The organism is Rhizobium sp. NXC14, from assembly GCF_002117485.1.
In the GTDB taxonomy this organism is placed as follows: Bacteria; Pseudomonadota; Alphaproteobacteria; order Rhizobiales; family Rhizobiaceae; genus Rhizobium.
In genome coordinates this window covers 742,113-762,959 of the sequence record NZ_CP021032.1, presented here as the reverse complement: position 1 = coordinate 762,959, position 20,847 = coordinate 742,113, and the positions used below count along the sequence as shown (strand labels likewise).

Here is a 20,847-nt window from a genome sequence, read left to right as displayed (position 1 = left end):
GGATGACGGTGCATTTCATTGGAGCGGGGCCGGGCGCCGCGGATCTGATCACAGTGCGTGGCCGCGATCTCGTGGCCCGCTGCCCGGTCTGCCTCTATGCCGGCTCGATCGTCTCGCCGGAACTGCTGCAATATTGCCCTCCTGGGGCGCGCATTATCGATACTGCCCCGATGTCGCTCGATGAGATCGAGGCGGAATATCTGCGCGCTGCCGCCGCGGGCCAGGATGTCGCCCGGCTGCACTCCGGCGACCTCTCCGTCTGGAGCGCGGTCGCCGAACAGGTGCGCCGGCTGCAGAAGCACGGAATCGCCTATACGATGACACCGGGCGTTCCAGCCTTTGCGGCCGCGGCCGCGGCACTCGGACGAGAACTGACGATCCCGGCCGTCGCCCAAAGCCTGGTGCTCACCCGCGTTTCCGGCCGCGCCTCGCCGATGCCGAACGACGAGACGCTGGCGAAATTCGGCGCGACGGGCGCCACACTCGCGATCCATCTGGCAATCCATGCGCTGAAGCAGGTCGTGGAGGAACTGACGCCGCTCTACGGCGCCGATTGCCCGGTCGTCATCGTTGTCAAGGCCTCCTGGGCGGATGAGCGCATCCTGCGCGGTACGCTGTTCGATATCGAGGCAAAGGTTGCGGCCGAACCGATCGAACGCACGGCGATCATCTTCGTCGGACCGTCGCTCGAGGCGGAAGATTTTCGCGAGAGCTCGCTCTATGATCCGGCCTATCAGCGTCGATTCCGAAGCCGGGAATAGTAGGTTACGATCGACCGCTCGCCGGCGGCCGATCGTGAAGAGAAGCGTGCATCGGGCCTCAGACCCGCGTGGTCAGATAATCCATGCTGGCGCGCAGCGCAGCGGCCGGGTCCTTGACCGCATGAACTTCCGCAGCAAAGGGTTCGAAGGAGAACGGACCCTTATAGCCCGCCTGCAGCAGCGCCTTGATCTGCCCGGCATTGTCGAGTCGGTCGTCGCCGTCCACGAGCACGCGATGGGAGTCACGCATATCGGCAACGGAAACCGAGGGATCGCTGACGCCGGAAATATGCACGAGACCGGCCAGTTCGGGGAAGGTTGCGGCTTCGCCGGCAAGGTGTTGGTGGAAGGTGTCGTGAACGAGCTTGAAGGTCGATTGCGCGCCGAGTTCCTTGATCGCCTCGGCCGCCTCGGTTTTTGAGCGCAGCGAGCAGATCTCGAAACCGAGCGGCTCGACGAGGCCGATAATGCCGGCCTTATCCAGCATCGGCTTCAGTGCGGACAAGGCCTCACGCAGATTGGCCTGCCGTTCGCCGTCCGCGCAGCCTGTGCCGTCGTTCTTCGGAACGAGGACGAGCGCCTTGGCGCCCGATGCGCTGGCATAGTCGATCAATTCCTGCGCTTCCCTGGCGCGCGTTTCATTCCATTCGTTGAAGCGCTGCAGGGCGTTGATCGAAATGATCGTCAGGCCGTGGCGGGCGGCGGCCTCTCTGATCGCTTCGGGCTTGGTGCCGTCGAGAATGGCATTGCCGGAAAGGTCGTTGCGGATCTCGACCGAGTCGATGCCGAGCGACTTTGCCAGCGCGAAGAAATCATCGATTGCGAGGGACGGCGCAGCCATATGGTTCAGCGCAAAACGGATCGAAGTCATGACGGATATCTCCTCCTCATCTCCGCGACATAAGCGGAGCGGTATTCGTGAATGGGCGAGCGAATCTCTATCTCAATTTGTCGGGCAAACCATCCGTCATCGCCGGCGCTCGCCCTCATTGCTGAAAGAATTTCAGCCGAGATGAGAGAATTCCATCACTCCTCAGATATTCTCGGAAATGTAGATATCGAAAGGCAGGAAGGATTGGCCGGGAACGGCGGCCTCACCATGCTCTATCGCGCCGAGCATCAGCGATAAAAGCTCCTTGCAGAGCGCGGGCAGGGGCGTGGCGACCACCATGGTGACGATGTCGTCGGCGAGACCGGCCTTGCTCTCCGGCGTCAACTCATTGACGACAAGCACGATCCGGCCGCCGACACCTTCTTCACGGAACGCCGAAATTGCCCCCTCCATGCCGCCGCCGCAGACATAAAGGCCGACGAGGTCGGGATGTTTCTGCAGCAGCGTCAGCGTTGCCTCATGGGTGATTTCGGCGGTCTCCAGGTTGATCAATGTTTCGACGACATCGAATTCCGGCGCGTTCTCCCGGAAATAGGAGCGGAAACCGATCTCCCGCAGTTCATGGCCGTGGAAGCGGTGACTGCCGACAAAACAGGCGACCTTGCCTGGCCTGTGCGCCGTGCGCGCAATCATCCACGCGGCGGTGCGTCCCACCTTGCGGTTGTTGACCCCGACATAGGCGTCGCGCACGCCGGTGGCGAGATCGGAGAGCAGCGAGAAGACGGGAATGCCGCGCTCCTTCAATTCCTCCACCGCGGTGGTCACCGCGGGATAGTCCGGGCCGACGACGGCTACGGCCTGATTGCGGGCGCCGAGCGATTTGATCTTCTCATTGATGGCGGCAGGGGTCGTCGCAGACGGGTATTCAATCTGGATTTGGAGACGGGCGGTGGTGACGGCGCGCGCCGCTGTTTCGATTTCGCGGGCGAAGGTCTGATAGAAGGCCTGCGTCGGCTTCTGCAACAGGAAGGCGAGCTTGTATTGCGGCAAATCTTCGAAGACGCGCTGCCGGATGAGGCCGACGGCGTGATAGCCGATCTCCTGCGCCGCATCGTAGACCCGCCGCGCCGTTTCCTCCCGCACACGATGACGGGCGTTGAGAACGCGGTCGACGGTGGCGACGCTGACGCCGGAGGCGCGGGCGAGATCGGAGATGGTGGGGCGGCGCATGGTATCCCTGATGTATTCGCTCATGGATGCGAGCCATGCATGATGGCTTTTGATAGATTACATCAAGCCTGCATTGAGCGTCGCCCAAAGTCAACCTAATCTCTCGGCAACAGCATAGGAGGCGGATAATGGCGAGCCAGACAAAGAAGCGTGACTACGACCTGCTCGGGGAAAGCGGTCGCATCGCGGTGGAGACGGGACTGGCGGCTGCCGAATGGTATCACACGGAGATTCCGCGCAAGGAGATGAAGGCGCTGATGCAGCGCTCCAATGCGCCGGCGATCCGTGACACCGCCATCTGGCTCGGCAGCATGGTCGTCTTTGCCGGTCTCGGCATCTATTTTTGGGGTTCCTGGATCGCGCTGCCCTTCTTTCTCGCCTATGGCGTGCTCTATGGCTCAGCCTCCGACAGCCGCTGGCACGAATGCGGCCATGGCACCGCCTTCAAAACACGCTGGATGAACGATGCCGTCTACCAGATCGCCTGCTTCATGATCATGCGCAATCCGGTGACCTGGCGCTGGAGCCATACGCGCCACCACACCGATACGGTCATCGTCGGCCGCGATCCGGAAATCGCCGTCATGCGGCCGCCGGATCTCTTCCGGCTGGTTCTTAATTTCTTCGGCATCCTCGATGTCTGGCATGCGATGGTCGATATGCTGCGCAACGCCTTCGGCGTCATCAGCGCGGCGGAAAAGACCTTCATTCCGGAGATGGAGCAGCCGAAGGCGATCCGCTTCGCCCGTATCTGGCTGGCAATCTATCTGGCGACGATCGCCGTCGCGGTCGCCACCGGCTCGATCCTGCCGCTGATGCTGATCGGCCTGCCGCGCCTCTACGGCGCCTGGCACCACGTGCTGACCGGGCTCCTGCAGCATGGCGGCCTAGCTGACAACGTCATCGATCACCGGCTGAACAGCCGCACGGTCTATATGAACCCCATCAGCCGTTTCATTTATTGGAACATGAACTACCACGTCGAACATCACATGTTCCCGATGGTGCCCTATCACGCGCTGCCCCGGCTGCACGCAATGATCAAGCACGATCTGCCGACGCCGAACCGATCGATCTGGTCGGGCTACCGCGAGATGATCCCGGCTTTCCTGCGCCAGTTGCGCAACGAGGATTATTTCTTGAAGCGGGAACTGCCGGCCACCGCGCGGCCCTACCGCGAGGAATTCCACAACGAACTCGCCCCGGCGGCGCAATAATCACAATCGAGGAAAATGAAAGATGAGCGGAAACTGGATCGAAGTTTGCGGCAAGGACGAGATCGACGAAGAGGATGTCATCCGCTTCGATCATGGCGGGCGCACCTTCGCGGTCTACCGCAGCCCCGACGACGAATTCTTCGCCACCGACGGGCTCTGCACACACGAACATATCCATCTTGCCGACGGGCTTGTCATGGATGAAATCATCGAATGCCCGAAACATAACGGCCGCTTCAACTACAAGACGGGCGAAGCCAAGGGTGCGCCGGTCTGCGTCAATCTCAGGACCTATCCGGTAAAGGTCGAAGGCGACACCGTCTTCATCGCGGTGTGAGGGAGGCTGATGTGGCTCATTTCGTCATCCTCGGCGCGGGCGAATGCGGTGTCCGCGCCGCTTTCGCTCTGCGGGAAAAAGGTTTTGCCGGCGAGATAACGCTCGTTGGCGCCGAACCCCTTCACCCCTATGAGCGACCGCCCCTTTCCAAGGCGTCTGCTGCCGATGCCGGCGATCCGAAATTCATCGCCGCTGCGGAAAAATACGCCGAAAGCGCCATCCGGCTACTGACCGGCATTGAGGCCAGGGATTTCGATCCTGCCTCCCGGACCGTCATGCTTGCGGATGGCACCACGCTCTCCTACGACAAGCTTCTGCTGGCGACGGGCGCGGCCGCCCGATCGTTTCCCGGCGCCCCGGAAGGCAATCCGCATATTCGTTCGCTTCGCACCCACGATGATGCGGCCGCCCTGCGCGAAGCCATGAAGCCGGGGCGGCATATCGCCATTATTGGCGGCGGCTTCATCGGGCTGGAGCTTGCCGCGACGGCGCGCTTGCTTGGCGCCGACGTCACGGTTATCGAGGGGCTGGAGCGGGTGCTGAAACGCGGTGTGCCCGAGGAGATCGCCCATCTGCTCACCGAACGCCACCGGGCCGAAGGTGTCGATATCCGCTGCGGCGTCTCGATCGAGACATTGACCGAGGAAAGCGGGAAGGCCGTCGTCAAACTATCGACTGGCGAGGTGGTAGAGGCCGATCTCGCCCTGGTCGGCATCGGCGCGCGGCCGAATGTCGACATCGCCGAAAGGGCGAGGCTTGCAATCGAAAACGGCATTGCCGTCGACGCCTATCTGCGGACCTCCGCGCCTGATGTTTTTGCCGCCGGCGACTGCTGCTCCTTTCCGCTGCCGGTCTATGGTGGCCGGCGGGTAAGGCTCGAATCCTGGCGCAATGCCCAGGAGCAGGGCACGCTGGCCGCAGCCAACATGCTCGGCCTCGGCGAACCCGTTTCATCCGTGCCGTGGTTCTGGTCGGATCAATATGACATGACGCTGCAGATAGCGGGCCTCGCCGAAGGGGCGGTGCTGCATCCGCGTCGCGACCTCGGCCCGGACGCCTTCATTCTCTTTCACCTCAACCTCGATGGCCGGTTGGTCGCCGCCAGCGGCATCGGACCGGGCAACGCCGTGGCGCGTGACATCAGACTTGCTGAGATGTTGATCGCGGCTGGCGCCCATCCAGACCCTGCTGCGCTGGCAGCAAGCAACATCAAGCTGAAATCCCTTCTGGCCGCCTGAGCCTCCCGATATTTTTAAAGGAATTGATGATGAAAAAACATAAGCGTGCAACCGTTGCCGATCTGCTTGCGGAAAGGGGCAAGCGCCAGCTGACCATGCTGCGCGTCACCTCGCTCGAGGAGGCCGAAGCCGCCGAAAAGGCCGGGATCGACATTGTCTCGGTGCCGCCGTCGCTGCTCGGTCCGGTCTTCCGCGAGATCGCCCCCACGCCCTTTGCCATTCCAGGTCTCGAATATGGCGATCATGTCTCGGCGGAAGATTATCTGCGCGCCGCATTCGCGGCGCTGAAGGCCGGCGGCGATGCCGTCTATTGCGCCGCCAGTCTGCAGACGATTCGGCGCCTGCGCGACGAGGGCATTCCCGTCTGCGGCCATCTCGGGCTGATCCCCTCGAAAGCGACCTGGACGGGCGGCTTTCGCGCCGTCGGCAAGACGGCGGCAAGTGCGGCCGAGATCTGGCGGCAGACCAAGGCGCTGGAAGAGGCCGGCGCCTTCGCCGCCGAAATCGAAGTCGTGCCGGGGGATGTCGCCGCCGCCATCAGCAGCAAGACCTCGATGCTGATGATCTCCATGGGGGCAGGCAGCGGCTGCGACGCCCAATATCTCTTCGCCGACGATGTGCTCGGCGCCAATCGCGACCATTATCCGCGTCATGCCAAGGTCTACCGCAACTTCGCCGCTGAATATGACAGCCTGCAGCGCGAACGCATCGCCGCCTTCACCGAATTCGCCGAGGATGTCAGGACCGGCGCCTATCCGGAAAAGCGTCATTGCGTCGGTATCGACGAGGCCGAACTGAAGATTTTCCTCGACCGGTTGACCAACGAGACAGGAAAGCGCTGACGCTTACCGGCGACTCCCTGCTTCCCAGCGGGGCCCAGCGGGGAGAGGGGGAAAGTTCCATTGGCTTCCGTCGCCGCCTGTGGCAGGAATGATCCGTTCGATTCATTTAGAACGGAGTATTCGGCCCCCTGTGACGATCGGCTTTGCGCATGCGGAACTGATTGCAGTGCTCGTCGCGGTGACGGGGGATGAGCCGCGCGTCATGACCATACGCTCCGGCAATGCGCTGCCGTCAGGTCCGTTCGAAATGGGCCATCGAACCCTGCAATCGGGCCTGCGCGAATGGGTGCAAGAGCAGACCGAACACCCGGTCGGTTATCTCGAACAACTCTATACCTTCGCCGACCGCGACCGGAACAACGAGATTCTTGGCGGGCGGACGATCTCGATCAGCTATCTCGGCCTCGTCAACGAGCAGGCGGGCGCCGGCCGGCCGGGGTGGCACGGCTGGTACGACTATTTTCCCTGGGAAGACCATCGGCAGGGCCGGCCGGCCGTGCTGGACGAGATCGTGGCACGCCTCAAAACCTGGGCAGATGCCGATCCGGCCCGCCGCGATCATCGCCATCGCCGCGCCGACTTCACCTTCGGGCTCGACGGCGGCGGCTGGAACGAGGATCTGGCCTTGCAGCGCTACGAACTGCTGTATGAAGCCGGCCTTGTGGCCGAAGCCGGATGCGGGGGGGAAGCCAATCTTGGGCGAGCGATGTTTGCCGATCACCGCCGCATTCTGGCGACCGGGATCGCCCGGCTGCGGGCCAAAATCAAATACCGCCCTGTCGTCTTCGAACTCATGCCGGAGAGTTTTACGCTTCTGCGGCTGCAGCGCACGATTGAGGCGCTGGCTGGACTGACGCTGCACAAGCAGAATTTCCGCCGCCTCATCGAACAGCAGGAACTGGTCGAGGAAACCGGTGGAACGGAAAGCGAAACCGGCGGCCGGCCGGCCAAGCTCTTCCGCTTCCGCCACACCGTGCTCGAAGAACGGGCGCTCGCAGGAACGAAATTACCGCTCTCCCGCAATTGACATATGCTCACAGCGAGAATATGTCTTTGTCCAAGATATGCTCAAACCGAGCATAATTTGGAGCCGGTCATGAATCATCCAGTTTCCGCATCCTCACTCTACAACCGCGTCAGCCGCGTAATTCCCAAAGCCGAATGGATGTCGTTCGAGGATGACGTCAACGTCATTCTCCAGCTCAAGCGCCGCCGCAACGCCGTCATTCTCGCCCACAATTATCAGACGCCCGAGATTTTTCACGGCGTGGCCGATATCGTCGGCGACAGCTTGGCGCTCGCCCGCAAGGCGATCGAGGTCGATGCCGATGTCATCGTGCTGGCCGGCGTGCATTTCATGGCCGAGACCGCCAAGCTTCTCAATCCTGAAAAAACGGTGCTGATCCCCGATCTCGGCGCCGGCTGTTCACTGGCTGATTCGATCACGCCTGAGGATATCGCGCTGCTGCGCCAAGCCCATCCCGGCGTCCCCGTCATCACCTATGTCAATACCTCGGCCGCGGTGAAGGCAGCCTCCGACATCTGCTGCACCTCGGGCAATGCCAAACAGGTAGTGGAGTCGCTCGGCGTGCCGAAGGTGCTGATGATCCCCGACGAATATCTCGCCCGCAACGTCGCCCGCGAGACCGATGTCGAGATCGTCGCCTGGCATGGACACTGCGAAGTGCACGAACTCTTTACCGCTGACGATGTCCGCCAGCTGCGTGAAAACCATCCCGGCGTGACGGTGCTCGCCCACCCGGAATGCCCGCCCGACGTGGTGGCAGAGGCCGATTTCGCCGGCTCCACCGCTGTCATGTCCGATTATGTCGGCAGGCAGAAGCCGGCACGAGTGGTACTGCTGACGGAATGCTCGATGAGCGACAACGTCGCCGTGCATCATCCTGACGTCGAGTTCATCCGCCCCTGCAATCTCTGCCCCCACATGAAGCGGATCACGCTTGCCAATATCCGCGCCGCACTTGAGGAAAATCGCCATGAAGTGACGGTCGATCCGGCCATCGCCATGGCCGCCCGCCGCGCCGTCGAGAGGATGCTGGCGATATGACCGAGATCCTCGAACAGTTGAGTGGCCGCACCGTCATCGTCGGCAGCGGCCTTGCCGGGCTGATGACGGCGCTGACGCTGGCGCCGGAACCTTCCGTCATCGTCACACGCGCCGCGCTCGGTGCCGAGACCTCGAGCGCCTGGGCACAGGGCGGCATTGCCGCCGCCATCGGCGCCGACGACAGCGCCGCGCTGCATCTGGCCGATACGCTTGCGGCCGGCGACGGGCTCTGCGACCGGAGCATTGCCGCGGGCATCACCGCCGAGGCGGCGGCAGCCATTGCCGCACTGGAGCGCGCCGGCGTTCGCTTCGACCGCGATGACGCCGGACAACTCTCGCTCGGGTTGGAGGCCGCCCATAGTCGCCGCCGCATCGTCCATGCCGAAGGCGACGGCTCGGGTGCGGCGATCATCGCAGCGTTGGTGCGGGCGGTGGCGCGGACGCCCGCCATCACCATGCTCGAAGGCTTCGAGGCGCGGCGTATTCTGATGGACGGCGAGCGCGTCGCCGGCCTGCTTTGCGCGACCGCAAGCGGCGGGGCCGCCGTCCTACCGACTGCGAGGCTCGTGCTCGCCACCGGCGGGATCGGCGGGCTTTATGATGCGACCACCAATCCGATGGGCAATGTCGGTCAGGGGATTGCGCTCGCGGCAAGGGCGGGTGCCGAGCTTGCGGATATGGAATTCGTGCAGTTCCATCCGACGGCGCTCGATTCACGCCGCAGGCCCCTGGCGCTTGTCAGCGAGGCGGTGCGCGGCGAGGGGGCCTTGCTCGTCAACGAACGCGGCGAACGGTTCATGGCCCGCATATCGGGCGCCGAACTTGCGCCTCGCGACGTGGTGGCGCGTGCCATCAGTGCCGAGATCGCCCGCGGCGGCCGCGTCTTCCTCGATGCCCGCAAGGCGCTCGGCAGCCGCTTTGCCGCACGCTTCCCCGTCATATCAGCCCTTTGCGGCGAGGCCGGCATTGATCCGGCCAAAGACCTCGTGCCGGTGCGCCCAGCCGTTCACTACCACATGGGCGGCGTCGCGACGGATGACAATGGCCGCAGCTCGGTTCCCGGCCTCTGGGTCGCCGGCGAGGCCGCGTCGACCGGTCTGCACGGCGCGAACCGACTTGCCAGCAATTCGCTGCTCGAGGCAGCTGTCATGGGCATGCGGGCGGCGCGCGACATATCGGCCATGCCAGCAGACCGCACCGGCCCGATCCTCGCAGAACAGCTACCGGCGCCGGCCGACGCATCCTCCATCCGCATGACTGTCTCGCGTCATCTCGGCGTGCTGCGCAATGCCGATGCCCTTCACGGTGCAATCGCCGCATTGCTGCCACTTGTCGATGCCGACGGTCCTGCCTCCGATCCGGCCATCGTCGCATTGCTGGTCGCCGTCTTTGCCAGCCTGCGGATGGAATCGCGTGGCGCCCACGCCCGCACCGATTTTCCCCTGAAGCTCGCCGATGCGCAGCGCCGCCGGATGCGCCTTTCCCAAGCGCTGGAGATTGCCCGCGCCACACCACCCTATTCGCTTGCCAGGAGCGCCTGACATGAGCCTAGCCCCCCTTCCGCGCCTGATTATTGAACCCTTGGTGCGGGCAGCCCTGCTCGAAGATCTCGGCCTTGCCGGCGACATCACCTCGGCGTCGGTCGTTCCCTCGGATCACCGCTCCACGGTGGTGATGGCCGCCCGCCAGCCCGGCGTGATCGCCGGCCTTGATGCGGCCGACCTCGCCTTCACGCTCGTCGATCCCGAAATCGTCATGCGCCGCCACATCGAGGACGGCGATGCGGTCAAATCAGGTGACGTCATCGCCACCATCGAAGGCCCTTCGCGCGGACTCTTGACCGGTGAGCGCACCGCGCTGAATTTCCTCAGCCATCTCTCGGGCATCGCCACCGTCACGGCCGGGATTGCCGCCGCTATCCGCGGCACGAGGGCCTCAGTCGCCTGCACGCGCAAGACGACTCCCGGGCTGCGGGCGCTGGAGAAATATGCAGTGCGGGCCGGCGGCGGCATGAACCACCGTTTCGCGCTTTATGACGCGGTGCTGATCAAGGATAATCACGTGGCCATATCAGGCGGCGTGGCCGAGGCGATCCGCCGGGCGCGGGCCGGCGTCGGCCATCTGGTAAAGATCGAGGTCGAGGTGGACAGGCTCGATCAGCTGCAGGAAGCGATGGCGGTCGGTGTCGATGCCGTTCTGCTCGACAATATGACGCCGGATCAGCTGCGCGAGGCCGTCGCCATCGTCGCCGGGCGGGCGATCACCGAGGCTTCGGGCCGGGTGACGCCGGCAACGGCCGCGGCAATCGCCGCTTCCGGAGTCGACCTCATTTCGGTCGGTTGGCTAACGCACAGCGCGCCCGTGCTGGATATCGGCCTCGATTTCGTCGAGGCCGCCAGCGCGGCGTAAACCAGCACCAAATAGATCGCACCGAATACTGTGATCGATTAAGCTCGCTTGCTATTGGTTGCGGCTATGGAGGCCGCAGCGGAAATAACTGCGCCAAATCAGGTCCGGGGGCAAAGTGTTGGCAAGCATTTCCGGCCGGCTCATGTGAGAAAATGCAAATATTCGGTGTAAAAACCTCTTTTTGCGCTATGCGCGGGCCAATTAACGCTCTAACATGTTCCTGCGCGGCCGGTGTGCATGCGCGCCTGGTCTTCAGGGGTGAGAAGCGGGATGCAACGGACATCCGAACAGATGTCGACGAACAGGCTCTGCCTGCTCGGAAGACCGCGATTGCTGGCAGCGGGGAGGGAACTCCCTTTGCCGGAGAAGTCTTATTTTCTTTTCGCCATGCTCGCCGCCGAAGCCGATCTCGAACTCGACCGGGAAACCGTCAGGCGGCAGCTCTGGCAATCGGAAGCGCCGGAAAAACGCGCAGGCAGTTTGCGCCAGTTGCTGGCGCGCATCGAGCAAAGCATTCCCGCCGGCCTTCCGCCGCTGCTGAAAGCGACCCGAACCCATATTGGCCTTGCCGACGGCTGGGAAGTCGATATCCATATACTCAAACAGAAAGCGCCGCTCGCAGCCGAAGACGGCGACATTCTGAATGGCGAATTGCTAGAAGGCGCCAAGTCGCCGACGCAGGGCGCCGAGGACTGGCTGACCTTCGAACGCCAGCGTATCGATGAACTGCGCGCCGCCCATCTGACGCGGCTGGTCGAAACTGCTGACGACAGATCGGACGAAGAGCAGGTGGCCTTTGCCCGTCGCCTGCTGGAGCTCGACCCCGCCAGCGAGACGGCCTATCGGGCCCTGATGCGCATTTATGTCAGGATGAACGACCCGGCCGCGGCCCGGCAGTCCTATCTGAAGTGCAAGAGCCAGCTGAAGGACGAGTTCGAAACCGAACCGGAGGAAAGCACCACCGCGCTTGCCCGCGAACTCGGCCTGATCCCGGCAGCTCAGCCCGCGGCCGCCGAACGTCCATCGCCAGCGCCCGGCGCTTTCGCCGATCTGCTCGGCCAGCCGCGGATCATCATCCTGCCGCCGGAAAGCATTTTCACCGATCCGCTGATGGAGCGCGTCGGCAGAGCCCTTCTTGAGGACGTGACCATCGGCCTCAGCCAGCAGCGCGGCTTCAAGGTGATCGCAGCCCATACGAGCCTCGAAATCCTCAGCCGTTCGGTCGATCCGGCCCGAGCTGTGCCCCGTGCGCTCGACCTCAGCTTCGATTACGCGGTTTACGTCACCATCCAGGGCCGCGAGGAGGATGTCTATGCGACCTGCCGTCTGACGCGGACGACGACATCGGAGGTGATCTGGGCTCTGGAACTGCCGCTGGTCATGCAGAAGATCAGCGAATCCTTCGCGCATCTGACACGGCGCATCGTCTCCTCGCTCGCCGACACCGTCGAACGCCACGAGCTGGCGATGCCGATCGGCGAGGCGCCGCCATCCGCCTACCGTCTCTATCTCGAAGGCAAGCGGCTGATCGCCCAGACCGATCTGCAGCATCTGCGCCAGGCGCGCAAATGGTTCAGATCCTCGCTCAATCGTTATGAGAATTTCTCGGCTGCCCATGCCGGCGTGTCGCGTGCGCTCGGCATGGAATGGCTGATCCGCGGCATGCAGGACACCGAACTGCTCGACGAGGCGAATGGCGCCGCCCGGCTGGCGCAACAGTCCGACCCGAACAGCGGCCGGGCCTATCGCGAGCTCGGCTTCGTGGCGCTGTACCGCCGCCGTTTCGACGAAAGCCTGGACTATTTCCAGCAGGCCCAGGATCTCAATCCCAACGACGCCGACATCCTCGCCGATTACGCCGACGCGCTTTGCCACTACGGCGACTTTGACAAGGCGCTGGATCTGAACAATGCGGCATTCAAGCTCAATCCGCTGCCGCCGGATTATTACTACTGGAATCGTGGCGGCATCCACTTCGACCGCGGCGAATATAATCAGGCGATCGAGGCGCTTGAGCCGGTGCAGTCGAAACAGGCGACCGCGCGACTGCTGGCAGCCGCCCACGCCATGGCGGGCGATATGAAAAAGGCCGGCAAATACGCTAACGTCGTCCTGGAAAATTTCCCGGATTTCCGCAGCGAGGACATCCGTCATTTCGTTCCCGACCGCGATCCCCGCTATACGGAAACGCTGATTCATGGCCTCCAACTGGCCGGACTTCCCTAATTGCATGGCCTTTTAACGAAGCCTGTAACGGTTAAATGACGCAGACAATGTTCCTCTGCAATGGTTAACGGCAGCCGGCTGCCTATCCCATTGGAGATGGACAATGAAAACCACTGTTGAAACCCATGCAGCAATGCCTTCCCAGCCGCGCTTCTCGGCCGCAGCCAAGGCTGCGATGAAGCAGGACGAACTCAATGTTACGGCAAATGCTCTCGAAAACCTGACCCATGCGCTGAAGTTCCGCTAAAGGGGCGAGATCGGTATGTCCGCCTTCGCCGATCTTGAAACGCTAGCCGATGATCTCAGACGATCATCGGCTGGCGTCAGCGACTATCACGACCGTGCAATCACGCCGGCGCAGACACTTGCGGCCATCAGGCCGCATCTGCGCGAATTCGGCATCACGCGCGTCGGCCTGCTGACCGCTCTCGACGTGCTGAATATCCCCGTCGCCTTCGCGACGAGGCCGAACAGCCACACGCTTTCGGTCTTCCAGGGCAAAGGCATCGACAATGATGCCGCCATGGCCTCGGCCGCCATGGAGGCGATCGAGACGCGGATCGCGGAAATTCCGCCCGCCGACCTGACGCAGGCGACGGTGGAGAGCATGCGGGCGGAAGGCGCCGCCATGATCGATCTCGACAACGTCGCACGATGCGCGCCCGATGAAATCGGCGGTGACCCCATCCCCTGGTGCTCCGGCCTCGACATTCTGTCCGGCAGCAGCGTCTTCGTCCCCTGGTGGCTTGTCGGCCTCGACCATCGCGGCGAGCGGCCGCCGGGCTTCGAGCAATCGAGCGATGGGCTTGCCTCCGGCAATGCGCCGTCCGAAGCGGTCCTGCACGGACTTTGCGAGCTGGTCGAGCGCGACGCCTGGGCTCTGACCCAGTTGAAATCACCACAGCGCCTGAAGGAGAGCCGCATCGACCCCGCCTCCTTCGGCGATGCGGTCATCGACGTCATGACCGACCGGATCACACGCGCCGGCATGCGGCTGCTGCTGCTCGACATGACCACAGATATCGGCGTTCCGGCTTTTCTGGCCGTCATCATGCCTGGCAATCTTTCCGACCGCGCCGATGCGCGCTGGTCACATGTCTGCGGGGGCTGCGGCTGCCATCCCGATCCTGTGCGCGCCGCACTGCGCGCCATCACCGAAGCGGCCCAGAGCCGGCTGACGGCGATCGCCGGCAGCCGCGACGATTTCTCGCCGCGCATCTACCAGCGGCTCGATCGGAGTGCGGCTATGCAGCAGCTGGTCGAACTCTGCGAGAGCGACGGCCGGATGCGCGCCTTTCAGAACCGCCATCGCCGTGCGGCGACGATCCAGGAGACCATCCGCCACATAGCCGACCGGCTGGTGGCGAGCGGGATCGAACAGATCGTCGCCGTGCCCTTTGCCCATCCGACTTTGCCAGTCTCGGTCGTCAGGGTGATCGTGCCGGGCCTGGAGGTCGATATATCAGGCCAGTACGTCCAGCTCGGCCTGCGCGCCGTCAACACCATGAGAGGAGCCCAGTCATGAAGGTTCTGTTCGTCGGTCCGAGCCTTGGTGGCGGTCTTGCCGCAGCGAGAAACATGTCTCCCTGCATTGATTTCCGCCCGCCTGCCGCCCGCGGCGACATCCTGAAGGCAGTAGAAGACGGCGCCACCGCGATCGGCCTTGTCGACGGCTATTTCGGCGAGCTGCCATCGGTCTGGCACAAGGAAATTCTCTACGCGCTCGAACATGATGTCGCCGTAGCCGGCGGCGCCAGCATGGGCGCATTGCGGGCTGCAGAATGCGCTCCGTTCGGCATGGTCGGGCTCGGCTCGATCTTCGAGGATTACGAGTCCGGTCGGCTGCTCGACGATGAGGCCGTCGCACTTGTGCATGCGCCGCAGGCGCTTGGCTGGCTCCCGCTTTCCGTACCCTGGGTCGATTTCGAGCCCACGGTTGATGCGCTTCATGCCCGCGGCGAGATCTCCACGGCCGAGCGCAAGAAACTACTGCTCGCCGGCCGCTTCCTGCATTTCTCCGAGCGCACCTATGCGCGCGTGGTAGACGAGTGCCATTTCCGCAAGCCGCGTCGTGATCTCCTCCTCGCCGCTCTCCGCAAGAATAGGGTCGAACGCAAACATGACGACGCGCGGCTAGTGCTGGAGTGGCTGCACCGCGAGCAATTCGCACCCGTCAACCGTGACTGGCGCTTTGCCGCAACCTCGCATTGGGAGCTTTTGCACGCCGAAGTCACCCGCAACGTGACTCCTGTAACGCTTGAATAACGGTCTCGGCTAGATGATGTAGGGGTGATGGAATCTGAGGCTTCACGGCCAAAGGGGCGGGAACAATGTTTGAACAACGTAACGAAGGTACAGGCAGCGAATACGCAAGGATCTTCCGGCTGCTGTCGGCAGCCAAGGAGGAGGCTGAAAAGCTTCAGCTGCGTAATCTGATGCACCTGACGAACATGGCACTGCTGCAGGTCGTAATCGATTGGGACGGCATAGATCCGGACAGGGAACTTGACGTCAACCTCGAGAAACTGCTCGGCAGCAAGGCCAAGATCGCAATGAAGGACGCTAGCGAGAATCTAATCCTGATCGATCGCCATTGACCTTCATGCCGTCCGTTAGAATCGCGTGAAGGAGATCCGGCCTATTCGGCCGCTTCACCCTCGACCTGTTCGGTGTGGGCGATTGCCTGAACAAGCTTCAGGATCTTCTTGCGAAGAGCTTCGTTTTTGATCGAGAAGAACGCCGCATTCAGAAGCACACCCTCGCGCGAAATGACGAATTCCTCGCTTGGAGCGGGGTTGTCGTTAGCCGTCTCGGGCGTTGAGAGGTCGTCGAAGAACGTCCTGACGTCGACGTTCAGCGCGCCGGCGATTTCAACCAGCATGCTGGCGGAAACGCGGTTGGAGCCTTTTTCGTATTTCTGGATCTGCTGAAACGTTACGCCGACACGATCGCCCAATTCCGTCTGCGAAACTTTGCGCAGCAGACGCTGTATGCGGATCGTCTTTCCGACATGAACATCCACTGCGTGCGGTTCTTCTTTCATTTGTTTCCCTCCTGAGGACACGGACATGAGGTTATTCGCCATATCCGTGTCTGACACTTTTAACTGAGACACACAAAGCTAGCAATTGTCTGGCTGAAAGTCGTCCCAAACCGAAACATCGCATCGCTTCATATTAGCAGCAGCAAAAAACATGCCAAAGTAGCACTTTTGGGGGGTTACATCATCCGATTTCAGGGTGCCGAGCATGGTAGTTTGCTGCGGACCTTTCAGCCGAAGGATCGGCACGGCGTAAATAAAAGTTACAATGACCAGAGACGCTGGGCATTGCCGAAGAGCAGCTTGGAACGCTCCACCTCGCTGCTGCCGGCGAGCACGGCATGGGTCGCTGCAACCCAGGTGGAAAGGCCGCCGCCGAGCGTGCAGACCGGCCAGTCGCTGCCCCAGACGACACGATCCCAGCCGAAACTTGCGATCACATGTTCGATATAGGGCGTCAGCGTCTGTGCTGTCCATGACTGCGCATCCGCATAGGCGACGACGCCTGATATCTTGCAGATCACGTTCGGCCGGCGGGCGATCTCCGATATGCCGGCCTTCCATGGCTCGAAGGCATCGGAGCGGATATCCGGCACGCCGCAATGATCGAGGACGAACTGCACATCGGGCGCGAGATCGACGAGAGCGGTGACGCGACCAGCCTGATGCGGCAATGTGCAGAGGTCGAAGGTCAGGCCGCTGCCACCGATGCGCCGGATGTTGTCTCGAAACAGGACGCCTTCCGAGACGGTGTCGGGCACGACATGCAGCACGCGGCGGAAGCCCTTGACGAAGGGATCGGCTTTTTGCAGCTCGAGATAGGCGGCAAAGCCTTCCTCCTCGGGACGGCAGGAGACAATCGCCCCGGCAATCAGGCTGCCTTGCCTTTTGGCGATCGAGGCAATGTGGTCGGTCTCGGCCTGCATGACGACCGGATCGACATCGACCTCCATATGCAGCGCCGTCATAATGCCGCAGCGCCGCGCCTCGGCCGCATAGGTCTCATAGAGAAAGTCATGGTCGAGAGCCGGCACGCCGGAGAGCCAGGGATAGGAAAGCGCCGACCGGTCGATGACATGCAAATGGGTGTCGATGAGCACGTTTTCCTCCTCCAGGAATGGTCTTTGCCGCAACCTATTTCTCGTGAATGGATTATTCAAATAGAAATTTCTGCTGCCTGGGCATGGCTGCCTCAGTCTGGCATGCCGTAAAGCATGCCCTTCATCCTAACCCTCTCCCCGTAAAACGGGGCGAGGGGACGTGCCTTGTGACAGGTCGGAGAGGGACGGAGAGGCCGCGGCATATCACCTTCGCCCCGCCTGCGGGGGTCCGGAGGATGGGTCGAGACCCGTGGCTCGACCCCGGTCGGTGGCGGCAGCCGGATGAGGGGCCGCAGCGCGATGCTCAGGTCGGGCTGACATCCGCCCCGGCCAGCAGCGAAAGCTGAGCGGCGGTCTTCTGCACCAGCGTGATCGTTTGGGTGATGTCGGGGGCGGACGGCGCATTGACCAGGGCGATAAAGGGGCAGGTCAGGGCGGCGATACAACGCCGGTCCGGCCCAAGAACGGGCGCCGACAGATTGTAGACGCCCGATGTCTGGGCGCTCGCCATCATCTCGTAGCCGCGCTCGCGGATCTGGTCGAGGCGATCGTAAAATTCGGCGCCGAGGTCGATCTCGGCGCGGTTGCGCGCATGTTCCGATATCATCATCTCCCGCTCCTCGTCGCTGCGGAAGGCGAGCAGCACATGCCCCGAGCCGGTGTCGAACAGGCTGATATGGGCGCCGATGCGGATCGAGAAGCCCCAATAGTCCGGCGCTTCCTGCTGGGCGATGACAACGGCGGCGCCACGGTCAAAGACGGCGAGATGATTGGCCTGACGGGTGCGCTGGGCGAGGTCGCGCATCAGCGGCGTGGCATAGGAGGCAAGCCGGCGCACAGGCGCATGCAATTGCGCAAGGCCAAAGAGCTTCAGCGTCAGCGAGTAGCGATCGCCATCCAGCCGGGTGACGTAACCGCGACGCACCAGCCGGTCGAGCATACGATAGAATTCATTGGGACTGCGGTCGAGCCGCTTGGCAATCTCCGCCTGGGTGAGGCCGCTGTCGACGCCGGCGAGCAGCTCCAGGATATCGAGGCCCTTGTCCAGAGCAGGAGCGCGATAGCGGTCTGACTCGTCGGTCTCCATTCCTTCCTCCTGTGAATATTATTCTGCATATACGCAGAACCATGGCCGGAAAAGGAAAACTTCGCGCTTGACCCTTGGCCAATCGTCTGTTTGTCTATAAACAGACAAATCATAGTTGAAGACAGCCAATCAGCAGAAACGACGAGAGGCGGGGCTTCGCGCTTTGCCCTACGCCGGCCGAAAGGCGCAAAGAGAGAAAATGGCAGGCCCTGATGGACGTCCTATTCCATCACCGCGCGGCCTTCGGCAAGATAACCGCATGCATCGTCTCATGTAGACAATCCAGAAGAGGCCCGTGACATGACAAACAGACTTTCCGGCAAGACCGTTCTCATTACCGCCGCCGGCCAGGGCATCGGCCGGGCGACGGCGGCAGCCTTTGCCGCGGCCGGCGCCAAGGTCCATGCAACCGACATCAACACCGATGCGCTGGCAACCCTTGCCGCGGAAACCGGCGTCTTCACCCATAAGCTCAACGTGCTCGACGGGGATGCGGTCACGGCGCTCGTCGCCGAAATCGGCACTGTGGACGTTCTGTTCAACTGCGCCGGCTTCGTCCATGCCGGCTCGATTCTGGAAATGCCGGATTCCGATCTCGAATTCGCTTTCGACCTCAACGTCAAGGCGATGATCCGCACCATCCGGGCGGTGCTGCCCGGCATGCTCGAACGCAAGGACGGGTCGATCATCAACATGGCCTCCGTCGCTTCCAGCATCAAGGGCGTGCCGAATCGCTTCGCCTATGGCGTCACCAAGGCGGCGGTCATCGGCCTCACCAAATCGGTCGCCGCCGATTATGTTGCTCAAGGCATCCGCTGCAATGCCATCTGCCCCGGCACGGTGGAAAGTCCGTCCTTGCAGGACCGCATGCGCGCACAGGGCGATTACGATGCGGCCCGCGCCGCCTTCATCGCCCGCCAGCCGATGGGCCGGCTCGGTTCGCCGGAAGAGATCGCCGATCTCGCCGTCTATCTCGCCGGCGCCACCTACACGTCGGGCCAGGCGATCGCCATCGACGGCGGCTGGACGATCTGACGTCGGCTTCGTGAGGCGGCCGGCAGAGTGCCGGCCGACCCCGGCTATCGCAATTGGCACCTTAAATCGGGAGGAACAACATGACCCGCATCACCGACCTTCGCGTCTTCGATCTCCGCTTTCCCACCTCGCAAAGCCTTGACGGATCCGATGCGATGAACCCCGATCCCGACTATTCGGCCGCCTATGTCATTCTCGACACGGATGTCCCGGGCCTTGCCGGCCATGGCTTGACCTTCACCATCGGCCGTGGCAACGACATTTGCTGCATGGCGATCGAAGCGATGCGCCACCTCGTCGTCGGCGCCGATCTCGGCGAGGTGCTTGCCCATCCCGGCAAATTCTGGCGGCATCTGACCAGCGACAGCCAGTTGCGCTGGATAGGCCCCGAAAAGGGCGCCATTCACCTGGCGACCGGTGCGGTCGTCAACGCCGTCTGGGATCTGCTCGCCAAACAGGCCGGCAAGCCGGTCTGGCGGCTCGTCGCCGACATGTCGCCGGAAGAGATCGCCGATATCGTCGACTACCGCTATCTCACCGACGTGCTGACGCGCGATGAAGCGGTCGCTATCCTCAAGAAGGCAGAAGCGGGCAAGGCGGAACGGATCGCCATCCTCGAAAAGGAAGGCTACGCCTGTTACACGACGTCGGCCGGCTGGCTGGGTTATGAAGACGAGAAATTGCGCCGGCTCTGCCAGGAAGCGATCGATGCCGGCTTCAACCATATCAAGATGAAGGTCGGCCGCGACCTGCAAGACGATATCCGGCGTCTGCGGATCGCCCGCGAGGTGATCGGTCCCGATCGCTACCTGATGATCGACGCCAATCAGGTCTGGGACGTTGGTCAGGCGATCGACTGGGTCAAGGCGCTTGCCTTCGCCAAGCCCTTCTTCATCGAGGAGCCCACAAGCCCCGACGATGTCGCCGGCCACCGCAAGATCCGCCAGGCAATCGGCCCGGTGAAGGTCGCAACCGGCGAGATGTGCCAGAACCGCATCATGTTCAAACAGTTCATTGCCGAAGGCGCGATCGACATCGTCCAGATCGATTCCTGCCGCATGGGCGGGCTGAACGAAGTCCTTTCCGTCCTGCTGGTCGCCGCCAAATTCGGCCTGCCGGTCTGGCCGCATGCCGGCGGCGTCGGACTTTGCGAATATGTGCAGCATCTGTCGATGATCGACTACGCCGCCGTATCGGGCACCAAGCAAGGGCGCGTCATCGAATATGTCGATCACCTGCACGAACATTTCCTCGATCCCTGCCGGATCGAGAACGCCGCCTACATGCCGCCCAGCCTGCCGGGATTTTCCATCGAGATGAAGCCGGCTTCGATCCGCGACTATACTTTTCGAGGCTAAAGCATGTCGCCCGGAAGGGTATGATTCGAATTCGATGCGACGCACTGAGCGAATCGGCCGACGCGGG

General features: G+C 62.6%; 21 protein-coding genes. 16 read left to right on the top strand and 5 right to left on the bottom strand.

Annotation, left to right across the window (positions count from 1 at the left end; all coding sequences use genetic code 11):
* The first annotated feature begins 2 nt into the window (after positions 1-2).
* Entirely contained in the window at positions 3-761 is a 759-nt protein-coding gene (gene cobM, locus NXC14_RS27920) for a precorrin-4 C(11)-methyltransferase (protein WP_085781233.1), read from the top strand.
* Positions 762-819: 58 nt separating this feature from the next.
* On the opposite strand, the gene NXC14_RS27915 is transcribed toward cobM, so the two are convergent.
* A complete protein-coding gene (locus tag NXC14_RS27915; RefSeq protein ID WP_085781232.1) occupies positions 820-1,632 on the bottom strand; it encodes a TIM barrel protein in 813 nt (270 codons plus the stop codon).
* A gap of 162 nt (positions 1,633-1,794) precedes the next feature.
* Positions 1,795-2,823 (bottom strand): LacI family DNA-binding transcriptional regulator, encoded by a 1,029-nt coding sequence (locus NXC14_RS27910; RefSeq protein WP_085781298.1) that lies wholly within the window; start codon positions 2,821-2,823, stop codon positions 1,795-1,797.
* 128 nt (positions 2,824-2,951) lie between these two features.
* Here NXC14_RS27910 and NXC14_RS27905 point away from each other — a divergent pair, with 128 nt between their 5' ends.
* The 13 genes from NXC14_RS27905 (at position 2,952) to NXC14_RS27850 (ending at position 15,757) form a co-directional block, all read left to right on the top strand.
* Complete coding sequence (locus NXC14_RS27905; protein WP_085781231.1) at positions 2,952-4,040, top strand: fatty acid desaturase family protein; 1,089 nt, start codon at positions 2,952-2,954, stop codon at positions 4,038-4,040.
* A 22-nt stretch (positions 4,041-4,062) separates the two neighbouring features.
* Positions 4,063-4,377 carry a MocE family 2Fe-2S type ferredoxin gene (locus NXC14_RS27900; protein ID WP_085781230.1) on the top strand — a complete coding sequence of 105 codons (315 nt, stop codon included), beginning with the start codon at positions 4,063-4,065 and terminating at the stop codon, positions 4,375-4,377.
* A gap of 11 nt (positions 4,378-4,388) precedes the next feature.
* Positions 4,389-5,615 (top strand): FAD-dependent oxidoreductase, encoded by a 1,227-nt coding sequence (locus tag NXC14_RS27895; RefSeq protein ID WP_085781229.1) that lies wholly within the window; start codon positions 4,389-4,391, stop codon positions 5,613-5,615.
* Between the two features lie 26 nt (positions 5,616-5,641).
* On the top strand, positions 5,642-6,457 hold the full coding sequence (locus NXC14_RS27890; RefSeq protein WP_198175573.1) for a 3-methyl-2-oxobutanoate hydroxymethyltransferase: 816 nt from the start codon (positions 5,642-5,644) through the stop codon (positions 6,455-6,457).
* An 88-nt stretch (positions 6,458-6,545) separates the two neighbouring features.
* The gene (locus NXC14_RS27885) at positions 6,546-7,484 is read left to right on the top strand and encodes a hypothetical protein (RefSeq protein WP_198175572.1); all 939 of its coding nucleotides are present in this window, start codon (positions 6,546-6,548) and stop codon (positions 7,482-7,484) included.
* Positions 7,485-7,553: 69 nt separating this feature from the next.
* Entirely contained in the window at positions 7,554-8,525 is a 972-nt protein-coding gene (gene nadA, locus NXC14_RS27880; protein ID WP_085781226.1) for a quinolinate synthase NadA, read from the top strand.
* Positions 8,522-10,066 (top strand): L-aspartate oxidase, encoded by a 1,545-nt coding sequence (locus NXC14_RS27875; protein WP_085781225.1) that lies wholly within the window; start codon positions 8,522-8,524, stop codon positions 10,064-10,066. The genes nadA and NXC14_RS27875 overlap by 4 nt, the downstream gene beginning before the upstream one ends.
* 1 nt (position 10,067) lies before the next feature.
* Positions 10,068-10,934 (top strand): carboxylating nicotinate-nucleotide diphosphorylase, encoded by an 867-nt coding sequence (gene nadC, locus NXC14_RS27870; RefSeq protein WP_085781224.1) that lies wholly within the window; start codon positions 10,068-10,070, stop codon positions 10,932-10,934.
* A gap of 270 nt (positions 10,935-11,204) precedes the next feature.
* Positions 11,205-13,160: a BTAD domain-containing putative transcriptional regulator gene (locus NXC14_RS27865; protein WP_085781223.1), complete on the top strand. Its 1,956-nt coding sequence runs from the start codon at positions 11,205-11,207 to the stop codon at positions 13,158-13,160.
* A 103-nt stretch (positions 13,161-13,263) separates the two neighbouring features.
* Positions 13,264-13,407: a hypothetical protein gene (locus NXC14_RS33205; protein WP_176536271.1), complete on the top strand. Its 144-nt coding sequence runs from the start codon at positions 13,264-13,266 to the stop codon at positions 13,405-13,407.
* 15 nt (positions 13,408-13,422) lie between these two features.
* Entirely contained in the window at positions 13,423-14,685 is a 1,263-nt protein-coding gene (locus NXC14_RS27860) for a YcaO-like family protein (RefSeq protein WP_085781222.1), read from the top strand.
* Positions 14,682-15,425, top strand: a complete 744-nt coding sequence (locus NXC14_RS27855; protein WP_085781221.1) for a TfuA-like protein — start codon at positions 14,682-14,684, stop codon at positions 15,423-15,425. The genes NXC14_RS27860 and NXC14_RS27855 overlap by 4 nt, the downstream gene beginning before the upstream one ends.
* A gap of 65 nt (positions 15,426-15,490) precedes the next feature.
* Positions 15,491-15,757 carry a hypothetical protein gene (locus NXC14_RS27850; RefSeq protein WP_003594963.1) on the top strand — a complete coding sequence of 89 codons (267 nt, stop codon included), beginning with the start codon at positions 15,491-15,493 and terminating at the stop codon, positions 15,755-15,757.
* A gap of 41 nt (positions 15,758-15,798) precedes the next feature.
* On the opposite strand, the gene NXC14_RS27845 is transcribed toward NXC14_RS27850, so the two are convergent.
* The 3 genes from NXC14_RS27845 to NXC14_RS27835 all read right to left on the bottom strand — a co-directional run bounded on the left by NXC14_RS27845 (position 15,799) and on the right by NXC14_RS27835 (position 18,387).
* On the bottom strand, positions 15,799-16,203 hold the full coding sequence (locus NXC14_RS27845; protein WP_085781220.1) for a helix-turn-helix transcriptional regulator: 405 nt from the start codon (positions 16,201-16,203) through the stop codon (positions 15,799-15,801).
* A gap of 260 nt (positions 16,204-16,463) precedes the next feature.
* Positions 16,464-17,300 carry an amidohydrolase gene (locus NXC14_RS27840; protein WP_085781219.1) on the bottom strand — a complete coding sequence of 279 codons (837 nt, stop codon included), beginning with the start codon at positions 17,298-17,300 and terminating at the stop codon, positions 16,464-16,466.
* Between the two features lie 304 nt (positions 17,301-17,604).
* On the bottom strand, positions 17,605-18,387 hold the full coding sequence (locus NXC14_RS27835; protein ID WP_085781218.1) for an IclR family transcriptional regulator: 783 nt from the start codon (positions 18,385-18,387) through the stop codon (positions 17,605-17,607).
* A 300-nt stretch (positions 18,388-18,687) separates the two neighbouring features.
* Between NXC14_RS27835 and NXC14_RS27830 the strand changes: the two genes are divergently transcribed.
* Both NXC14_RS27830 and NXC14_RS27825 read left to right on the top strand, forming a co-directional pair.
* Positions 18,688-19,422 (top strand): SDR family oxidoreductase, encoded by a 735-nt coding sequence (locus tag NXC14_RS27830; protein WP_085781217.1) that lies wholly within the window; start codon positions 18,688-18,690, stop codon positions 19,420-19,422.
* A gap of 80 nt (positions 19,423-19,502) precedes the next feature.
* Positions 19,503-20,780 (top strand): L-fuconate dehydratase, encoded by a 1,278-nt coding sequence (locus NXC14_RS27825; protein WP_085781216.1) that lies wholly within the window; start codon positions 19,503-19,505, stop codon positions 20,778-20,780.
* Positions 20,781-20,847: the final 67 nt, after the last annotated feature.

Bases quoted from the DNA above. Each gene is read 5' to 3' on its own strand.
- NXC14_RS27910 (WP_085781298.1), bottom strand. From the start codon at position 2,823: ATGCGCCGCCCCACCATCTCCGATCTCGCCCGCGCCTCCGGCGTCAGC.
- NXC14_RS27855 (WP_085781221.1), top strand. From the start codon at position 14,682: ATGAAGGTTCTGTTCGTCGGTCCGAGCCTTGGTGGCGGTCTTGCCGCA.
- NXC14_RS27860 (WP_085781222.1), top strand. From the start codon at position 13,423: ATGTCCGCCTTCGCCGATCTTGAAACGCTAGCCGATGATCTCAGACGA.
- nadA (WP_085781226.1), top strand. From the start codon at position 7,554: ATGAATCATCCAGTTTCCGCATCCTCACTCTACAACCGCGTCAGCCGC.
- NXC14_RS33205 (WP_176536271.1), top strand. From the start codon at position 13,264: ATGAAAACCACTGTTGAAACCCATGCAGCAATGCCTTCCCAGCCGCGC.
- cobM (WP_085781233.1), top strand. From the start codon at position 3: ATGACGGTGCATTTCATTGGAGCGGGGCCGGGCGCCGCGGATCTGATC.
- NXC14_RS27830 (WP_085781217.1), top strand. From the start codon at position 18,688: ATGACAAACAGACTTTCCGGCAAGACCGTTCTCATTACCGCCGCCGGC.
- NXC14_RS27905 (WP_085781231.1), top strand. From the start codon at position 2,952: ATGGCGAGCCAGACAAAGAAGCGTGACTACGACCTGCTCGGGGAAAGC.
- NXC14_RS27845 (WP_085781220.1), bottom strand. From the start codon at position 16,203: ATGAAAGAAGAACCGCACGCAGTGGATGTTCATGTCGGAAAGACGATC.
- NXC14_RS27885 (WP_198175572.1), top strand. From the start codon at position 6,546: ATGATCCGTTCGATTCATTTAGAACGGAGTATTCGGCCCCCTGTGACG.
- NXC14_RS27850 (WP_003594963.1), top strand. From the start codon at position 15,491: ATGTTTGAACAACGTAACGAAGGTACAGGCAGCGAATACGCAAGGATC.
- NXC14_RS27915 (WP_085781232.1), bottom strand. From the start codon at position 1,632: ATGACTTCGATCCGTTTTGCGCTGAACCATATGGCTGCGCCGTCCCTC.
- NXC14_RS27875 (WP_085781225.1), top strand. From the start codon at position 8,522: ATGACCGAGATCCTCGAACAGTTGAGTGGCCGCACCGTCATCGTCGGC.
- NXC14_RS27835 (WP_085781218.1), bottom strand. From the start codon at position 18,387: ATGGAGACCGACGAGTCAGACCGCTATCGCGCTCCTGCTCTGGACAAG.
- NXC14_RS27890 (WP_198175573.1), top strand. From the start codon at position 5,642: ATGATGAAAAAACATAAGCGTGCAACCGTTGCCGATCTGCTTGCGGAA.
- NXC14_RS27900 (WP_085781230.1), top strand. From the start codon at position 4,063: ATGAGCGGAAACTGGATCGAAGTTTGCGGCAAGGACGAGATCGACGAA.
- nadC (WP_085781224.1), top strand. From the start codon at position 10,068: ATGAGCCTAGCCCCCCTTCCGCGCCTGATTATTGAACCCTTGGTGCGG.
- NXC14_RS27865 (WP_085781223.1), top strand. From the start codon at position 11,205: ATGCAACGGACATCCGAACAGATGTCGACGAACAGGCTCTGCCTGCTC.
- NXC14_RS27825 (WP_085781216.1), top strand. From the start codon at position 19,503: ATGACCCGCATCACCGACCTTCGCGTCTTCGATCTCCGCTTTCCCACC.